Source organism: Paenibacillus sp. LHD-38 (assembly GCF_031157315.1).
In the GTDB taxonomy this organism is placed as follows: Bacteria; Bacillota; Bacilli; order Paenibacillales; family Paenibacillaceae; genus Pristimantibacillus.
The window spans coordinates 385642-403738 of the sequence record NZ_JAVIFU010000001.1 but is presented as its reverse complement, the minus strand read 5'-3'; the positions used below and the strand labels follow the sequence as shown (position 1 = coordinate 403738).

The following is an 18097-nucleotide window of genomic DNA, read 5'->3' as shown; positions in this document are numbered from 1 at the left end:
CGCTATTAAAGTTTTGGAGGGAGCTAGGGCAATGACTAGAGATATTAAGAAAATCGTATCGCAACTGACGCTGGAGGAAAAAGCGGGGTTATGCTCAGGGCTTAATTTCTGGCATACGAAGGGTGTAGAGCGGCTAGATATTCCGTCCGTCATGGTGACGGACGGTCCCCACGGACTTCGTAAGCAAAGCGGGAGCAGCGATCATCTCGGCCTGCTGGACAGCGTTCCGGCAACCTGCTTCCCGTCCGCTGCGGGGCTTGCCTGCTCCTGGGACGTCGAGCTCGTGCATCAGGTCGGCATTGCGCTTGGCGAGGAATGCCAAGCAGAGGATGTAGCGGTACTGCTAGGGCCGGGCGCCAATATTAAACGCTCGCCGCTTTGCGGACGCAACTTTGAATATTTCTCAGAGGACCCTTATTTATCCTCGGAAATGGCTGCTGCGCATATCAACGGGGTGCAAAGCCAAGGTGTCGGCACCTCGCTCAAGCATTTCGCCGTTAACAACCAGGAGCATCGCCGGATGACAGTAGATGCGATCGTGGACGAGCGCACCCTGCGCGAAATTTATTTGGCCAGCTTCGAGGGAGCGGTCATTAAAGCGCAGCCATGGACGGTCATGTCCTCCTACAATCAAGTAAACGGCGATTTTGCTTCGGAAAACAGCCGCTTGCTTACGGATATTTTGAAGCAGGAGTGGGGCCACCAAGGCTTTGTTGTCTCCGACTGGGGCGCAGTCAATGAACGCGCCGCCGGCCTGGCTGCCGGGCTTGAGCTGGAGATGCCGTCCAGCAATGGCGCAGGAGACCGAAAAATCGTCGAAGCGGTTCAAGCAGGCCTTATATCCGAGGCTGCCCTGAACGATGCGGTTGAACGGATTTTGACCGTTGTATTTAAATCCGTGGACAACAAGAAGGAAAACGCAGCTTATGACGCGGAAGCCCATCATCAGTTGGCGATGAAGGTCGCGGCCGAGAGCATGGTTCTGCTGAAAAATGATCAAGCCATACTCCCGCTGGCAAAAAGCGGATCGATCGCTGTGATCGGCGCCTTCGCTGATGCGCCAAGGTACCAAGGCGGCGGCAGCTCGCATATTAAACCGACTAAGCTCGATAACACGTACGCAGAGATCGTACGCACGGCCGGAGAAACAGCAAATGTCTCCTACGCGCAGGGCTACAAGCTGGAAAATGATGATTCGGATGAGCAGTTATTGCAGGAAGCAAAAAATACGGCAAGCCAAGCTGATACTGTCGTATTGTTCCTCGGCTTGCCTGACCGCTACGAATCGGAAGGCTATGACCGCCAGCATCTGAACATTCCTAACAACCAGCTCGCGCTTCTTGAAGCCGTAACAGAGGTTCAGCAAAACCTTGTCATCGTGCTAAGCAACGGATCGCCTATTGTCATGCCATGGCTTGGCAAAGCCAAAGCTGTGCTTGAAGGCTATCTGGGCGGCCAAGCGGTTGGCGGCGCGATTGCTGCCATCTTGTTCGGCGATGCCAACCCTTCAGGAAAGCTTGCCGAGACATTCCCGGTTAAGCTAAGCGATAACCCTTCGTTCTTAAACTTCCCCGGCGAGGGCGATAAAGTCGAATACAAGGAAGGCGTATTTGTCGGATACCGTTATTATGATACGAAGGAAGTCGAACCTCTTTTCCCGTTCGGCTTTGGTCTTAGCTATACAAGCTTTGCTTATAGCAATCTGATCGTGGATAAAACGGAGTTTACGGATCAGGATACCGTAACCGTTACCGTCGATGTCACGAATACAGGAACGGTTACCGGCAAGGAAATCGTGCAGCTTTATGTAAGAGACTCCGTAAGCACCGTTATCCGCCCTGCCAAGGAGCTGAAGGGCTTCAGCAAGATTGAACTTCAGCCAGGTGAGAAGAAGAACGTTTCCTTCCAGCTGAGCAAACGCGCTTTTGCCTATTATCATGTAGGCTTAAAGGATTGGCATGTAGAGACCGGCGAATTCGAGATACTCGTGGGCGCTTCCTCAAGGGATATCGCCTGCAGCCAAACCGTGCAAGTACAATCCACAGTCAGCATCCGCAAGCCTGTGACGATGAATACGACTTTTGGCGACCTGCTTCAGGATCCCGAACGGGCCGCGGTTGCAAACGGCATGCTGCAGCAATTTTCCGAGGGCAGCGGCATGATGAGCTCGCTTATGGAGGACGCTCCCGAGATGATGGAAGCCATGCTGAACTTTTTGCCGCTTCGGGCGCTTGCCATGTTCAGCCAAGGGGCAGTAACAGAAGAAGCTATTGGGCGGGTTATTGCGCAAATGAACGAAATGCAGCCAAAAGCTGTCCTTGTACCGTAAAAAAGAGCTGTCCCGCCGGTTTTTAAAGACCCGCTGGACAGCTCTTCCTTTTTTCGTTTAATCGTCGGGCTCCATCAAATGATGCTGCTCGTGATAAAGCTCATTCTTCCTCAACTATGCGGCCGAACGATACACGCGAGGGCAATTGGCTCGTATCCATGCTGGCATACGCATCAATCATATTCGGCACATGCAGGCGTGTCAGCCTCATTCCGGAAAAGATTTTATACAGCGTGGAAAGATCCTGTTCGTTCCATTCCAGCAAATTTTCAGACGTCAGCTCGCCTTCGAATGCAAAAATCTGCTGAAGCCCCGCATGAAACGGTTCACGGTTATTTTGACTCGTTTGCTCATACTCCTCCAAAATAAAAGCAATCATAGCTGTCCTATCCATGCTTCACTCCTCCCCCGATCCCGTTGACGATCCATATAAATGGTAAATGAATCCTAATTATATCAAATCATTGGATGAAAGCACTAGCTTTGCATGCGAGACCAGCTTTGAATAGACGGGATAACCACATGGGAGCCTGTTCCCTCATAATGAGTTAGACGCAGCGTAATCCCATCATCCATTAAATCCAGCTCAAACAACTGCTCGATATGAAAGATGCCCTTCGGCAGCTTGTTTTCGTACATCAGCTTCGCGGCCGCCGCGGCAACCGCAGCGGTTATATCGGCTTCCTTCTCGCCCTGAAGCCCAAATTCGGCCATGGTGGCAGTGCCGTCAAGCTTTCCGTAACCGGCAACCTTCACCGCAAAGCCTTCCGAACCAAACCTCAGCTTTCCTAACGAATGGATCATTAGCTTCTTAAGGGGGCTGCAAGTCATGAAACGCACGAATCCGGCTTTCCTTAACCAAGCGATTAATACTGTCGCTATTCGAGAATCGAAGCATAAAAACGTCGAAATCGTTGGCATGCCGAGCGTCTTCGGCAGTGTCTGTTGATCGGAGAAAGGAAAACGATAGGCGGTTCTTGTTCCCCATCCATCGCCGAAGTCTGTCTTGATTCCTTCCGTGAAGCTGTCCGCCTTCCGTGTACGGCCCTCTTCCGTAATATCGAAAGTCGCGCCAAGGCTGTTTACCGTCCATTCAATTGCAGCTTTCCCATGCGTGTCTCCTAATCCGAGCATAATCCCAATGTCGGCTCTGGTGACTTCCTCCAAGGCTTGCATGGACTTAAGCACAAGAAGATTCGTAAGGCCGGGCGCAAGACCGACACTTAACAGCGCAGTTCCGTCTACCTCCTCTTTCTGCTGCTTCACTTGCTCCATCGCTTCAAAAAAACGGCCGTTTGCCGATACATCCATATAATCCGCGCCAGCTTTTAAACAAGCCTTCGCAAAATCCGCCGCGGTCTGATCCAAGCACATAATGACGAGCTTGACCCTCTCGAGCTGCTGCCTGCTTATCGGCTTCTCCGCATCTATAACAAGAGGCTTAACCCCGCCTCCCAATCTGCTGCAGAAGGCCTCCGCCCGCTCGAGACTCCTGCCTGCTGCATAGACGTTGCCAAAATATGAAGCTGAAAGCAGCTTGCATATCTGCCCTCCGACATGACCGTATCCGCCAACTACTATAATGTCTGTTTTCATAACGAAGCCCTACTTTTCTTTATCTCGAACAAGCTCTCATTGCCGTCCATCGACACATCTGATTCCTTCATTGCTGCTCTCTCCTATCCGCGTTCTTCTGTTCATCCTCGTCTCTGTTCTGTAAAATAAAAAGGAATTACTTTTCATTATTCATGAGGACCAAAATGAACGCTATCCCACAAATGTGGGGATTTTGAGTAGGAGGCCATGCTATGGCTGATCGTTTGGAAGCTTTGAAACGTAAATTAGGCACGCTGGAATCCTCAACGCTTTCTGTGCAGCAATGCCGTGAGGCCGCTTTGACCATGATTTCGGATACTGTTCCTTTTGCGGCTGCATGCTGCACCTCCGTGGATCCAGTAACGCTGCTGTCGACCGGTTCTTCTACCGATGATGTCGTTGAGGCCATTCATCATCAGTTATTTGCCTATGAATACGGCCACGGGCATGAGGACTATAACAGCTATGAGCACTTGATCCATGCGCCTCTTCCGGCTGCCAGCTTAAGCGCTTCGACAGAGGGGATGCTCAGCCGCAGCGGGCGATTCCGGGAGGTGCTTGCGCCTGCCGGCTTTGGCGACGAGCTTCGCGCCGTATTGCTTAGCGAAGGAGCCTGCTGGGGGTATTTAACGTTATTTCGCCGAACCGGCGAGCCGGCTTTCAATGAGGAGGAGCGTCTGATCCTAGCCGCGATTGCTCCCGGTCTGGCGAAAACGATAAAAAACGTAGCGCTAAAGCCGTCTTCGTCAAACATTACCGCCAAAGCAAAGGAATCAGGCATTCTTATCCTGACTGACTCGCTTGAGCTGAGCAGCTCCAATGCTTCCGGCGCCCACTGGCTGGCCGAGCTCAGAAAGCTGGAGCGAATCGACACGGAGACGCTGCCTAGACCGCTGCGGGCGGTTTGCTCGCGCGCTCGGTCAAAGCCGCGAATATGCCGCTTCAACCCAGATGAACGCAGCGAAGGTGTGCCTTCTGATGCCGGACGGGTTATACCTGGCAATTGAGGCATCCAAGCTTGAAAACTCGATTGGCCTTGTCCAGCTTGCGGTAACGATGGTGCCTGCCAAACCGGCCGACATCCTCCCGCTTATTACGCATGCATACGCACTGACGGTGCGGGAATATGAAGTGACCGAGCGAATCATTAAAGGCTTCTCCACCAAGGAAATGGCGCAATCCCTGCATATTTCCGCCTACACCGTCCAAGACCACCTCAAATCCATTTTTGTCAAAATGGGCGTAAACAGCCGGCGTGAGCTGCTATGGGAATTAGTCTCCAAACATAGCTGATGCGGGGATTCCCGCTCTCTGCATTCGTTCGAATTTCTAACTCGGCTCCCGACTGCAAAAAGCACAAAAAAGAGGCTGCGAAATTCGCCAGCCTCTTTCTTCGTAAATCGTTTAGCCCTGCTCGACGGCGCTAGGCTCCATAAACACAAGCTCCCACAGATGATCATCCGGATCTTGAAAGCTCCAGCTGTACATAAACCCATGGTCAACCGGATCCCGGTAAGGCTTTGCATCCGCCGCAAGCGCTTTGTTTACAATATCGTTCACTTGTTCTCTGCTTTCCGCTGATAAAGCTACGATAACCTCTGCCGTTTTCGAGGCATCCGCAATCTCTTTGTCGATGAATGTTTTGAAATAGTCTTCGACCAGCAGCATCGCAAAAATATTTTCTCCGATTATCATGCAAGTGGCGTTCTCATCGGTAAACTGCGGGTTAAATTCAAATCCAAGCTTCGTAAAAAACGCAACGGACTTATTCAGATCTTTAACCGGAAGATTCACAAAAATATTACTGGATTTAAATGCCAAGACCAATCACCTCTTCATTAGAATGTTTTGCATTTGCTAGGATACATATCGAATCGATATGATTATATCCTTATTCTAGCATTTTTTACAGCCTATGATTTCTTTTGGATTGCTATTTTTTTGAGATTGCGGCACACGCAAAAACAAGCGGTTCGCTGCCGGTAAGCATTTCGGTTATTTCTCAAAAAATGCCGGCCGCTTGCTTTCATAATACCGCTCCATCTTATCGATGTCCGTTGAAATTTCCAACAGCCATGACTCATCGCCCGTCATGCTCGCCATATACCCAAAATTATATTGCTCGGCCAGCCGCTGCGCATATTTGGCGTTTAGCTTCAAGCAGGAATTCAGCTCTGAGTTTTCTTGTTCCGTCAGGCCCCGGCTCTGCTGCAGCAGCCAAAGCTCGGCCATTCGCCAATGAATATTCATCATATCGATCATTCCTATCCGTCAAGATGTACTCTCCTTTCCATTCTTTCCCCATTTTCTTGAAAATAGTCCCCTGTTTCCTAATCTCATACTCTATTATTTCTCAAAATGAAAAAACACCCCAAGCGTAAACGGCTGTCGCCGTCCTCAGTGGCAAAAGCTATCGTTTCGCGGAGATATATAAGCACATTTATAAGTAAAAACTTATAAATCCTTATATATCTAGGAAAACAGAGAAATAACCGGCTTGCCGTTATTTCTCTGTTATTCCTAAAGGGTGTCTTTCATCCTGTTATTAAAGCCCGTTCATTCGCTTACAGCAATTGGAACAAGCTGTAAATGATTTTCGCGGCCTCCGCTCTTGTTGCTGTCTCTTTCGGAGCAAAGCGGTCATTGCCTTTTCCGTTAATGATAGCTGCTTGCTGCATTGCTGCAACACTCACAGCTGCGTAAGCGCTAATTTGGGCTTGATCCGCAAATGGCTGAGCAGTACCATCCCCGGCAAGAGCGGCACCCGCTGCCTTCGCAGCCCGAAACGCCATAACAGCCATTTCTTCCCTGCTGATCGCATCGTTAATGCCGAAGCTGCCGTCCTGCTTGCCTTGAACAATGCCAAGCTTTTGTGCCGCAGCTACCGCCTCATAGTACCAGGCCCCCTGCTGCACATCGGTAAATGAGCTGGTTGCATCATCAGCTGATAATGATAAGGCTCTCATCAGCATCGTAATGAATTGCGCTCTTGTAACCTTATCGCTTGGCGCAAATCGATCATCGCCTACTCCGTTAATCATTTCACGGGCCGCCAATGCTTCAATGCTCGTTCTAGCCCACGCCGCTTTCGCAAGATCGCTAAAGATGACCTTCTTATGCAAAGCTGCATACTTACTGAAGTGGGACACCGTAAAGGCAACCTTGCCTGTTTCCGCGATGTATTTTGCATTTTTCACGATTTCAGGCTTGCCGCTCTCGTTGATATAGTACACAACGACGAGGTTTGGATCTTCATTAGGCTGGAGATCGTAATCCAGCATAACTTTAATCAGCTCACCGCTGAATGCAGTAATGTTTACTCCATTAATGGCTGCCTTGAAATCAAACAAAGGTTTATTTCCGAGTAACGCTTTTGTCTCAGCAGGCAATGAAGCGGTATCCGATTTCGATACTGACCAGACGATTTTTGCCATCGGGTCTTCATGGCTTGTGAAAGATCTCGGATTAAAGGTAAACGATGCAAGGCCCAAATCAACAGTTAGGCTCTTGACTCCTTTAGCAGCCGCTGCCTCCAACTGACCGTCCGTAAAGGCCAAGGATACTTCCTTCGCTGCTTCAAAGCCACGAACCTCTATATGAATCCCTTCACCTGCTGCCTGTGCGAGCAGCTTATTGAGGTCCGTGCTTGAAACCGCGATTGCAAGCAATCCTTCACCATTGGGCTTACCTGCAGGAAGCTTCAGCGAATTGCCGTCAATTTCCGCTTGAGCATCCGCCGGCGGTGTCACGACAGGAGGCACATTCGGTTCGCCGCCCGTTGTTTGTCCCGTAACCGTAATCGAAATCGTCCCATAAACAGCCGGCGTGCTGATTGATACGGCTTTTACGATGACCGTTCCGTCCGCTGCTGCCGTCAACAAACCGGTTGACGAGATTGTCGCATAGGCTTCTCCGCTTACGATGGACCATGCTACGCTTTTATCCGTCGCATCCTCCGGCAATACGGAAGCATGCAGCTGCAGCTTACCATCATTTTCAGTAATCGTTGTTGCCCCGTCCTCTCCTGTGACTTCAACGGACAGCACCGGCACCTCTACAGGCGGTTTTTGGTTAGATGGCATAAGCTGAGGCGTGATCGTCGGACCCCATACCTCCATCACATCCAGTCCATCTGCCGTCTTAACAAATTGTACGCGGTCAATCACGAGCTTTCTTGGTTCGGTTTGGTCAACATTGTAATGCGTGTGATACACCATAAACAGCTCTGTGCCGTCTGGCGAGTAGACCAAGGAATGATGACCTGCGCCAGGCACGATGACATTCGATTTCATGATCGGATTATACTCATATTTTGTCCAAGGTCCCGTTGGAGTCGGTGCAGTCGCGTACCCTACGCCGTAATCCGGGCTTTGGAAGTGATTGCCGGAATACGTCATATAATAGGTTCCATTATGCTTGATGACGAACGGTCCCTCATTAATTTGCGCGACTGGCGGCTTCTGGCTCAGCTCCCACTCTTGGGTCGGGCTAAACACCTTCTGCAGCGTCTCGTCTTTCATCGTTTTCATATCGTCGTTCAACTCAGCTACCCAAATTTCATTGTTGTTGTTGAAGCGGACAAAATAAATATACGTTTTTCCATCTTCATCCGTATAGATATGCGCGTCGATCTCTTTCGTCGCATGCATAGGCTCTTGCACGTCTTGGACAAATGGTCCAAGCGGCGAGTCGCTTGTTGCAACCGCCAGATGCTCTTCTACTACATAGTACATGTAGAATTTGCCTCCGCGTTCAATGACCTCCGGTGCCCAAAAATTGGTGCTGCCCCATGAATCTTCGTTCGAAAGCGCCAATTGGTCATGCTCTGACCAGTGGACCAGATCCTCGGAAGTGTACACCTTGAATCCATCCCTCATTCCGCCTGCCGTCGTGTTTGTGCCGTAGAGATAATACATTCCCTCATGCGACAGCACGAACGGATCCGCGATGTTTCCAAGCAATGAATTCGTATAGGTCGGTTCGGTTAGATTTTCCGAGTACGAGCTGACCTTCACGTTATCAAACTCGGCATTCGCATTCCAAGTTCTGAAGCCGATAAAGCCCGTTGCGACATGTGTGCTGTCCAGCAAATCAAATTTAGGATAACCGTTTACGTTTAGCGGATTATCGTTAATAAAGACTTGAATGTGGTTTTGATCGGCAATGACCTTTATTTTGTAAGAGACATTCGTAAAGATCGGAAGCCTCTTTGAAGCGATTTCCTTCCATTTGCCGCCGCTCATTTCCCCAAGCACGGCTGTATGCGTAGCCGCATTAATGCCTAGATAGTACCCTTCCAAAGCATCAGGTCCGACACCAAGCCCAGATGCCCTGAAAATAAGGCCCGCTTCGTTTCCGCTTACGATTTTCACGTCTGCCTCAAGCTCGAAATCGGTAAATTTACGTTCTTGCAGTACCGATTTGTACCCGGTTCCCGCATTTACCGAATAAACGCCGTTTGCGGACTTCCATTCTCCTCCGTAAGTGCCCCAGCTGCCTTCGTTGTAGCTGGTAAAGTCCTCCTCGAACAATAAGCTTGGAGGCGGCGTCTGCTCCCGTACATTTACGATGGCCTGCCCGCTAAAGTCTCCGGAAAGAGATACTGCCTTAATAACGGCTCTTCCTGAAGTCTTCGCTTCTACCAAACCTTCCGCATTCACGGCAGCGATATCCGGATTCGAGGATGTCCAGATCACTTCGGTGCCGCTTGCGCCTAAATTCGTTAGCTGACTCGTTTCTCCAGTTTCAAGTGTTAGCGTCTTAGGTGCCAGGTCCACGCCGCCCTGAATCGCTCTTACCGCGAAATACTCGAACTTCGCGTTGATCGGATCATTCCCGGCAACGATGTTGTTCGCGAAAAATCCGATTTTAATATTCGTAAGATTCGCTGTTACGGCAGCAGCCGCTTGTATCCATTCGTACCCGTCCCAATAATAGGTCGTATAGCGGTCTCCGATCTTCCGGATTTTAAGCGTCATGGTATCTCCGCCCGGATGTTTAACTTGATTAGCCGGTTGTTGATACACGCGGTTTATTTCATAGGCGGTTTCTACCGCGTTGCCATTTACCCAAACATGGGCAAGTTTGATGAAATTATCCGCATTTTGCCAAACGAACAATCCCGCCTGCTGATGGTTTTTGGCAATGGGCGCCGTTACTTTCGTAACGATCTCAAAATCGCCGTCCCCCGGGACATTTCTAAGGAACACGTTATTTTGCGAATTATTGTCTTGATACACATCGGTAGCTGTCGTATGGATCGTCATCGAGCCAGGGTTTTGAGTTAAGCTCCAATTGCCAGCACTCTCTTGGAAAATCGACCATACCCCGTTGTCCAGCGTCGTGTTGTCGAACTGATCTACCGTATACCCGGCTAGATTTGGCTCGCCTGCTTCCCCGCGGACGATCACGGTGCTCTCCGCAATAATCGCAGCATTATCCGCGCTTACTACTTTGATTTGGGCTGTACCCTTCTGCAACCCATTAACCGCAATCATGATGCTGCCCGATGCGGTATCCTTGCTCGTTACCGCTGCGCCAGCCACTTCAGGATTAGAAGAAGTGACAATCACATTTTTATTCGTCCCCATGATTGGGCGGACCGAAGCGACGATAGCCGCTGAATCCCCTGCAGTCACGGTCAAGCTTGGTTGATCTACCCGGAGCGAGGTTACCGGCTCTGAGCCTTCCTCTTCCAGAATTCGTGTTAATATGATCGAATCCAGTTGAGCAAAATTCGTTTTCTTCGCCAAGCGAATCGTATTTATTCCCGATTGCAGCGTAACATCCATAGATGACGGGTTAATTTGGTTCCAACCGAAGTTTTTGTACGCGATCTCTTGTTCGGCACCATCATTAACCGTTATGGCATGCTTCACGGTCGCTCCTCCGGCACTGCCGTTATCAGCCATAACAACCAAGTTGTAATCGCCGGCATGCTGCACGTTAACGTTAAATTCTATATAATCGCTGCCCGGCGCGTCCAAATGGCCGACTACCTTACCGCCCGATGCATTTCCTGAATCGCCTGCTTTGGCTGTGCCGCCAAGCACGGCATCCTCGGCTTCTAATTTATATCGCGGAGCGGCAGGCGTACCTGAAGGCTGCTCAATCTGCTCGCCGTAAGCAACCGGTGTTCCAAAATTCGGCGTGCCGTCTGGATTCCAAGTAAACTTCTGCGCTCTCACGCTTCGGTTTGCCCAGCTTCCGCCGCTGTTTAAGGTTGCATGGTAAACAATCCAGTCTTCTGTGCCGTCCGGCGAGGTTGTGAACGTGTTATGTCCTGGACCGTAAGCCTTTTGCACTTTGCTGAATACGGGCCCGCTCTTCGTCCATGAAGCCGCGTTCAGCACATCGCCATCCGTATTCGTCAGCATGCCAAGCGTATAATCATCCGTCCAGCTGCCGCTTGCCGAATAAACGATAAAGATTTTCCCGTTTTTCTTCAGCACCTCGGGACCTTCATTGATGAATGGCGAACCGTTCAACTCCCATGCCTGATCCGGAGTCGATATTAGCACGCGGGGACCGCTAATCGTCCAAGGATTGCTCATCGGAGCGATATAAAGATTTTGGCGCACATTGACATCGCCTTCCCAGCCTGACCAAACAAAATACATCGTTTGATCGTCCTTAACCAAGACGGAGCCGTCAATCGCCCATTTATCCGTCGCATCTGCTATTTTTCCTTTGAATGCATATTCACCCTGTGGGTCCTGTGACATGCCTTCCAGCACGTACATGCGATGGTTGTTGTTATTGCCGTCGTCCGCCGCGAAATAGATATACCACTTACCGTTCAAATATTGCAGCTCCGGCGCCCAAAGCTCCTTTGAATACATCGTGCCGGTTGGCGGCGTATATACTGTCACGCGCGGAGCCGTACCGATATCCTGCAGCCTTTTTGCTTTGGCTACCTGCAGAGAAGAATCCTTCTCCGATTTCACGTAGTAATAGTAACCATCCTTAAAGACGATACTCGGATCAGCCGAACCTGCACCGCCAGCTACCGGCACGATCGGATTTTGGAAAAGCGTGCTAGCCGCAACCGAGATCTCAGCCGTTGCGGTTTTGCCGCCGTCAACCGTCGTTACGGTTATCGTTGCCGTACCAGGGCTCACGCCCTTAACCACGCCGCTTGCACTAACAACTGCGACTCCGGGCTTATCGGAGCTCCAAAGCACTTCCTGTTTCGATGCGTCTACCGGCGTAAGCACCGGAATCAGCTGCTTCGTTTGATCCACCTTCAAGCTTACGGATTCCGGTGTAATCGCGACCGATTCTACGCTTTTTCCAGAATAGATCGGAAGCATAACTTGCTTAGGCATCCCCGCTGCGGACCATTTCAGATGCAAGCTGGCATCACCCGTTGCGTGCACATATTCAATTTTAACCGGAAGATTTTGGCCTGCTATCAAGTTCAGCTTGGCACTAACCTCTTCCCTTGCGAGGCTGGTTTTATCAATAACCTGTTCGCCGTTTACCCAGACTTTTGCGATATTATCGCTGTCCGCGTAAAGGGTGTATTCCCCTGTCTGCTCCGGCATGATCGTTCCTGTCCAGCGGATGGAGAAATGATCCTCGCCAATGCCTGCTGTCGGTTCCGGAGAGCCTGTTCCTTTCTCGTTGCCAAGATCAAAATCTATTCTTGTCGTAATCGATTTTTTGGCCAATTGCGAGAAATTGTCGTCCTTATAATATTGAACGTTGAACACTGGTAAGGATTCGAAGCCCTCGCCCAGCAGCGCTTTAACATCATTCACATCCCAAGGATGGCCATCCGGATACACAATGCCGTGGAACGGTACCTCTGGCTCCGAGGTTAGCGGCGTTACATCCGAGCCCCATGGGAATCTCGTATTGGAGCGGCCGATGCCCAGCTCCCAAATCACATACCCCATACCTCTGCCGCCGTAGTTCTCGACTACGCCCGGAAGGGTTTGAGTCAACCTGTTCATCAGCTCATCGGCAAGCACTTCCTTGCTTACGCCAAATGGCGTCGGATAATCCGATTCATATGGATGCCAAGTGATGAAATCGGAGAACGGACCGCCGGAGAATTGCCCTCCCGTCGATGAGATTGGCAGGGTTGAGCCCGTTTCTTTAATCCAAATCCGCGCATCGTTCATAATTTGTTTCGTCACCACATCCATCAAGCCGCTTTCGCCGTTGCTCGGCTCGTTATAGACGTTCCAGAACGCGATTCTCGGATCATCCTTATGCGCATTGACAATGCCTTGAACGTATTCCTTCAGCTTTTGTTTATTAGCGCCATAATTCGATTTGACCGCATCTCCCGGTCCCTCTACCCAGCGGCTGTTATGGGCCCCGTACCTTGGTGCCTGCTGCGGTCCAAATACAGGGTAATCATTCCAGCAATCATCAAAGAAAACCAGCTCCACTTTGATGTCATACTTATCCGCCAGCCGAAGGAAATCCTCCAAATTAGCGAGAAGCGCTTCCTTATCATTTTCCCAAAGGAGGTTATGGACGAACACCCGCACAAAGTTAATGCCGTAGTCATGGGCGTAGGAAAGCTCCCTGTCATTAATAACATGGTCATACTCATTCCATTGCTGGATTTGATTGACTACATTTGTCGGAACGAATACGGCTCCCTTCACCCAAGACCAATCATAGGTTGGCTGCGTGACAGGCCCTGTGTCCGTTACCAAAAGATTGTCGTACGACGTGTTCAGGAAATGTGATCTTACGCCGACAGCTCCTTCCGTAAACATCCGATCGACGACACTGACGACGATTTCATCGTTGATGTACACTTCGATATTGCGTCCATCGGCAACTACCTTCATCCGGTAGACCGTATTCAGCTTGACGGTAAAAGGAATGGAAGCCAGTTCCGTCCAATTGTTATTCAGCCTGCCGACCTGAACCCGGTTATTCATGCCAATGCCGGCATAATAGCCTTTTAAATTGTCGGCTCCGACGGATGGATTGCTCACCCGGAAAATTAAGCCCGCATTATCAGGGCCGGCACCATCGTTAATTTGAATGTCCGCCTCATATACGAAGTTGCTATAGTTAGTGCCATTAGCTACTGCCTTGAAGCCAGCTCCTTTGTTTACGCTGTACTTTCCTGCGGAAACATTCCAAGTCCCCCCATAGACGGACCATCCGTCCGCGTTGCCGTCTTCGAAGTTTTCGGCGAAGCCCGGGCTGTTTTTGGTATACACGCCGCTGCGGACAGCGGAATCAAACAAGCCGCTTTTACCAGCGATTGCTTTCACAGTCGTCGTTTCCGTTACCGTAACCGGCCCGTTATAAACGGCAGAAGCATGAGTTGGCGCGCTTCCGTCCGTCGTATAATAGATGACAGCTCCTTCTGTTGGACTTGCTATAACAACCTGCTGCGACTCGGCAAAATTTGCAGTTTGCGGTTCAAACACCGGCGGAGCAGCTTGCTCTGTAATCGATGTTAAACCCGTCAGCTTCAGGTTGTCATAAGAAACCTTGCTGCCGTCGTTCCATGCCCTAATTCCTACCGTCCCCGCAGTATAATCCGCGTCCGTGAATTGCGTCGTCAGCTTGTCATTCACATAAACGTAATAAGTCGTACCGATTCCGATTATTTTCAGATGGTTATCTTGATTCGGATATACTTCCGCAGCCGCTTTGGCTACCTCCATCCACGAACCGTTTCCATTGTTCGCATCCGCATTCATTTTCCCAATTTGCACGAATCCCTTTAAATTAAAACCAACATAATAGCCATTCATACGATCCGCACCGTTGCCAGGAGCGGTTACCCGGAACACAAGGCCGTTGTCCTGCCCGCTGCTGCCGGCATTAATATCGCCTTCCCATACAAAGTTTTCAGGCACAGCCTGAATCATAGCTTTGTCGCCCCGCGGATTTTGAACGTTATACCGGCCATCTGCAACGGACCAAGCCCCGTTTTGAACACCTGTATACGTGGTCCAGCCTTCCGCATTGCCATCCTCGAACGATTCTTCAAGCAGGCTCGTGCTTGCTGCGATCACATAGAGAGCGCTTACAGTATCGGACGCCATATGTCCGACTTTCTCCGCATATGCCTTAATGCCTACCGCTGAAGTCACCACGAATGGTGAGGTATACACAGGGGAAGCTGCATTCGGCTCACTGCCGTCAAGCGTATATCTAATTACGGCATCCGGCGTAGCCGATGTCATTGCGACGGTTTGCTGTGTTTCATAGCTTCCGCTTTCCAGGCTGAATTGCGGCGGAGCAGCCGCCTCTGCGGAATATTCCCTTACTTTGATGTTATCGATTGTACTTGTTCCCCACCAGGTACGAAGGCCGATTGCGCCTCCCGTCACAATTTGTTTGCCGTCATTGTCGATAACATCGATTTTTGGAGTAACCATATCATTCACGTAAACTTGAATGTGATTGCCGACAGCTACAACCTTAATTTTGCCGCTGGTCCAAGGGATCGCGACACGGCCCAGCTCCTTCCACTCGTTATTCCCGGTCACACGGCCGAGTACCGCTTTTTTGTCGACCGTTATCGCCGCAAAATAGCCATTATAGCCGTCAAGCGCGTTATCGGAAAGTTGGGTTGTCCGGAATAGAACGCCCGTCATGTCTGAATTGAAGCCGGATACCCGAAGGTCCGCCTCATAGACCAGATCGGTAAAATAAGTGCTGCCTGCAACCGTTTTGGCTCCAGGAGCGCCGTTAATACTGTATTCCTTCGCTTGGTTTACCGCCCATACCCCGCGATTGCCCGCATTATCCGAGCCGTATTTATCCCAATCATCAGCATTGCCGTCGTTAAAGTCATCCGTGAATACGGCCAGCGGCTGCCCTTCAGCGGCAGACACCGCCGGCATGGACGGCACAAAGGTAACTAACAAGCAAACGCATAATAAACAAGACATGATAGCATGAAATGAATTACCTTTCTTCCTGATTAGAAATTTCTGCACTTGTTCTATTCCCTCCCTATGGATAAGACACTAAACCAAGTTCGTTTAGTAATCATTATTCATCCATTATAGGTAAAACAGGAAGACAAGTATTTGCAATAAAATGCTATTTTATTTAAAAATCAGCACTGCCTCGATGCTTCAGCGGCGTCAAACTTGTTTTATTACTTAGTAACGAATCCCTAGAGGAGTGAGGGCCATGACACAGAGAAAATTGTACTATGTATCTATATCCGGAAAGCGGATCGAGCCTGAGCCTTCTATTAATGACCAACTAACCGTATTAGGAACGCCTGACGAGATGAATAAGCTCCAGCAGCAGCTGGACCAAATTCAGCGGGATGATGAGATCACGCAGTTCCGGGCTCCAATCCCCTACAAATCCTCGGAACACGACATAGCGACGGATAAATTTAATGAGGATTTGATTAAGGTCTATCACGCCATATATGAGCTCGGCACGGATGAAACCAGAGCCCATATCCGTCAGATGAACATTTTAGCCAAGCTGGAGGATACCGATTACAATTATCCCGGCTATGAGCGCTAAACTCATTACATTAAAAATGGTGCGCCAAGAAAGGTCAATCAGACCTTTTGGCGCACCTATTTTTTGCCGTTATCATTGTGTTTCAAACAAGCTTACCGCTTTTCCCTTCACTTCCTCAAGCATTTGCTTGCGGGCGTCATCGTCAATTTGCGGCACGCTGCCGAAGAAGATATGCCCCACCGGTTCGATGCCGCAAAATTCATAAATACCGGTGTCCGATGTTATTTTGAGCCCATCGTACATGCCTGTCTTGCTATAGATATCCGAAGGCGTTCCATGCGTATTAATAATAAGTCCTTTTTTACCGGTTAGAAGCTTGTTTATAGTCCCGTTCTCCCCGTAAACGTAAGCGAAACCGTAGGAAAATACACGGTCAATATATCCTTTAATAAGTGCCGGCAGACCGGTCCACCAAATGGGGTACACCATGGTAAAGGCATCTGCCCACTTCACATGCTCCTGCTCCGTTTTAATATCCGCTGGGATATTGCCTGCGCGCAAAGACTCGAAATCACTCGCTTTGAGCACGGGATCAAAGCTCATCGCATACAAATCCCTCACGATGACTTCATGCCCCTGTTCCTTGAGCGATCCGATAAACGCATCGACGATCGCATTGTTAAAGCTGTCCGGATTCGGATGACAATAAATGATTAAATGCTTCATGATTAATGACACCTCCACAGATATGAGAATCGGTCGGCCTTAGTTTGGCCAAATCTCATTGCATTATGTAGGGCCGACCTGCTGTTCGCTCCACATCCAAAGGTTTGCCGCAAGCTCTTGATATTCGCTTTTCCCGGCTTGGCCCTATGTCTTTGAAATGGGCATCCGCACAATCCAAAACACATACGCCTGCATAGGTATAGACAGGAGAACTGTAAATTGCTGCTTGGAGGAATGGTCATGCATTCATCTTTCCATACACACCGCTTTCAACAGAACGGCTTTTCAAGAGATGAATATTTGCTTGATATGAAGCAAGGCGATATAAACGGAGACGGCATACCCGATCAGGTTTACTTAATAGGACATAAACCGGATGGTCCATCCGGCATTTTCGCCGATCAGATCAAGCTCGTCATTCAGGATGGCTATTCCCAGAAACGAATTGTCGTTGCTTTGCAAAATAATGCCGGATACAATGCCTCGGTGCTGCTTGGCGATTTCGATCAGAATAAAATTCCGGATATTCTCGTGAGCATTGATTCCGGGGGAAGCGGCGGATACGGAACCTTTTATATCTATTCCTTTGCAAACAACACGCTGCGCAAACGGTTTGATTCGTTAGACTATAATCAGGAGTACAAGTTTCGCGTCAACTTTGAAGACCACTACAAGGTAGCCGTATCGAGTCCCCAGCTGGATGTGCTGTTCTTGATTGATATCAGCGGTAAAGGAAGCCGTTACTTAAATGAGCTTTACAAAGACAACGGAAAATTAAAAAAGCCCGTTCAGGGCGAGGTGCTTGCGATTGCGGCATTGAACCCGATCGTGACAAATGAAAATCGCATATCCTTTGATTTGCTTGCTCTCCAGCGCATTATCGGACCAACAAACGCCGATACGTTAGGGTATGTGGAGAATCTATTGAGCTTTGAAGGAAGCTCCTTTACATCCTCCAGGCTGACCGTTGCCATTCTTGGCACGAAGCTCATCTCCCATTTCTAACCCTCTTGGCGTGATGGCGCG

The 18097-nt window shown here is 49.7% G+C and carries 11 protein-coding genes; 5 read left to right on the top strand and 6 right to left on the bottom strand.

Annotation, left to right across the window (positions count from 1 at the left end; genetic code table 11):
* Window positions 1-31: 31 nt before the first annotated feature.
* On the top strand, window positions 32-2329 hold the full coding sequence (locus tag RCO25_RS01765) for a beta-glucosidase family protein (protein ID WP_308994425.1): 2298 nt from the start codon (window positions 32-34) through the stop codon (window positions 2327-2329).
* Window positions 2330-2429: 100 nt separating this feature from the next.
* Here RCO25_RS01765 and RCO25_RS01760 read toward each other — a convergent pair whose 3' ends face one another.
* On the bottom strand, window positions 2430-2723 hold the full coding sequence (locus tag RCO25_RS01760) for a hypothetical protein (protein ID WP_308994424.1): 294 nt from the start codon (window positions 2721-2723) through the stop codon (window positions 2430-2432).
* Between the two features lie 83 nt (window positions 2724-2806).
* Window positions 2807-3925, bottom strand: a complete 1119-nt coding sequence (locus RCO25_RS01755; RefSeq protein WP_308994423.1) for a saccharopine dehydrogenase family protein — start codon at window positions 3923-3925, stop codon at window positions 2807-2809.
* 212 nt (window positions 3926-4137) lie between these two features.
* On the opposite strand from RCO25_RS01755, the gene RCO25_RS01750 reads away from it, so the two are divergent.
* Both RCO25_RS01750 and RCO25_RS01745 read left to right on the top strand, forming a co-directional pair.
* Complete coding sequence (locus RCO25_RS01750) at window positions 4138-4932, top strand: hypothetical protein (RefSeq protein WP_308994422.1); 795 nt, start codon at window positions 4138-4140, stop codon at window positions 4930-4932.
* Window positions 4904-5218 carry a helix-turn-helix transcriptional regulator gene (locus tag RCO25_RS01745; RefSeq protein ID WP_308994421.1) on the top strand — a complete coding sequence of 105 codons (315 nt, stop codon included), beginning with the start codon at window positions 4904-4906 and terminating at the stop codon, window positions 5216-5218. Before RCO25_RS01750 ends, RCO25_RS01745 begins: the two co-directional genes overlap by 29 nt.
* A 111-nt stretch (window positions 5219-5329) precedes the next feature.
* Here the strand turns inward: RCO25_RS01745 and RCO25_RS01740 are convergent, their stop codons facing one another.
* The 3 genes from RCO25_RS01740 to RCO25_RS01730 form a co-directional block, all read right to left on the bottom strand.
* Window positions 5330-5746 carry a VOC family protein gene (locus RCO25_RS01740; RefSeq protein WP_308994420.1) on the bottom strand — a complete coding sequence of 139 codons (417 nt, stop codon included), beginning with the start codon at window positions 5744-5746 and terminating at the stop codon, window positions 5330-5332.
* Between the two features lie 174 nt (window positions 5747-5920).
* Complete coding sequence (locus tag RCO25_RS01735) at window positions 5921-6178, bottom strand: DUF7667 family protein (RefSeq protein WP_308994419.1); 258 nt, start codon at window positions 6176-6178, stop codon at window positions 5921-5923.
* Window positions 6179-6489: 311 nt separating this feature from the next.
* Window positions 6490-15855 (bottom strand): family 43 glycosylhydrolase, encoded by a 9366-nt coding sequence (locus tag RCO25_RS01730; RefSeq protein ID WP_308994418.1) that lies wholly within the window; start codon window positions 15853-15855, stop codon window positions 6490-6492.
* Window positions 15856-16054: 199 nt separating this feature from the next.
* Here RCO25_RS01730 and RCO25_RS01725 point away from each other — a divergent pair, with 199 nt between their 5' ends.
* Window positions 16055-16405: a hypothetical protein gene (locus RCO25_RS01725; protein ID WP_308994417.1), complete on the top strand. Its 351-nt coding sequence runs from the start codon at window positions 16055-16057 to the stop codon at window positions 16403-16405.
* 72 nt (window positions 16406-16477) lie between these two features.
* Here the strand turns inward: RCO25_RS01725 and RCO25_RS01720 are convergent, their stop codons facing one another.
* Complete coding sequence (locus tag RCO25_RS01720) at window positions 16478-17071, bottom strand: NAD(P)H-dependent oxidoreductase (RefSeq protein WP_308994416.1); 594 nt, start codon at window positions 17069-17071, stop codon at window positions 16478-16480.
* 240 nt (window positions 17072-17311) lie between these two features.
* Between RCO25_RS01720 and RCO25_RS01715 the strand changes: the two genes are divergently transcribed.
* Window positions 17312-18076 (top strand): VCBS repeat-containing protein, encoded by a 765-nt coding sequence (locus RCO25_RS01715; protein ID WP_308994415.1) that lies wholly within the window; start codon window positions 17312-17314, stop codon window positions 18074-18076.
* The last annotated feature ends 21 nt before the right edge of the window (window positions 18077-18097 follow it).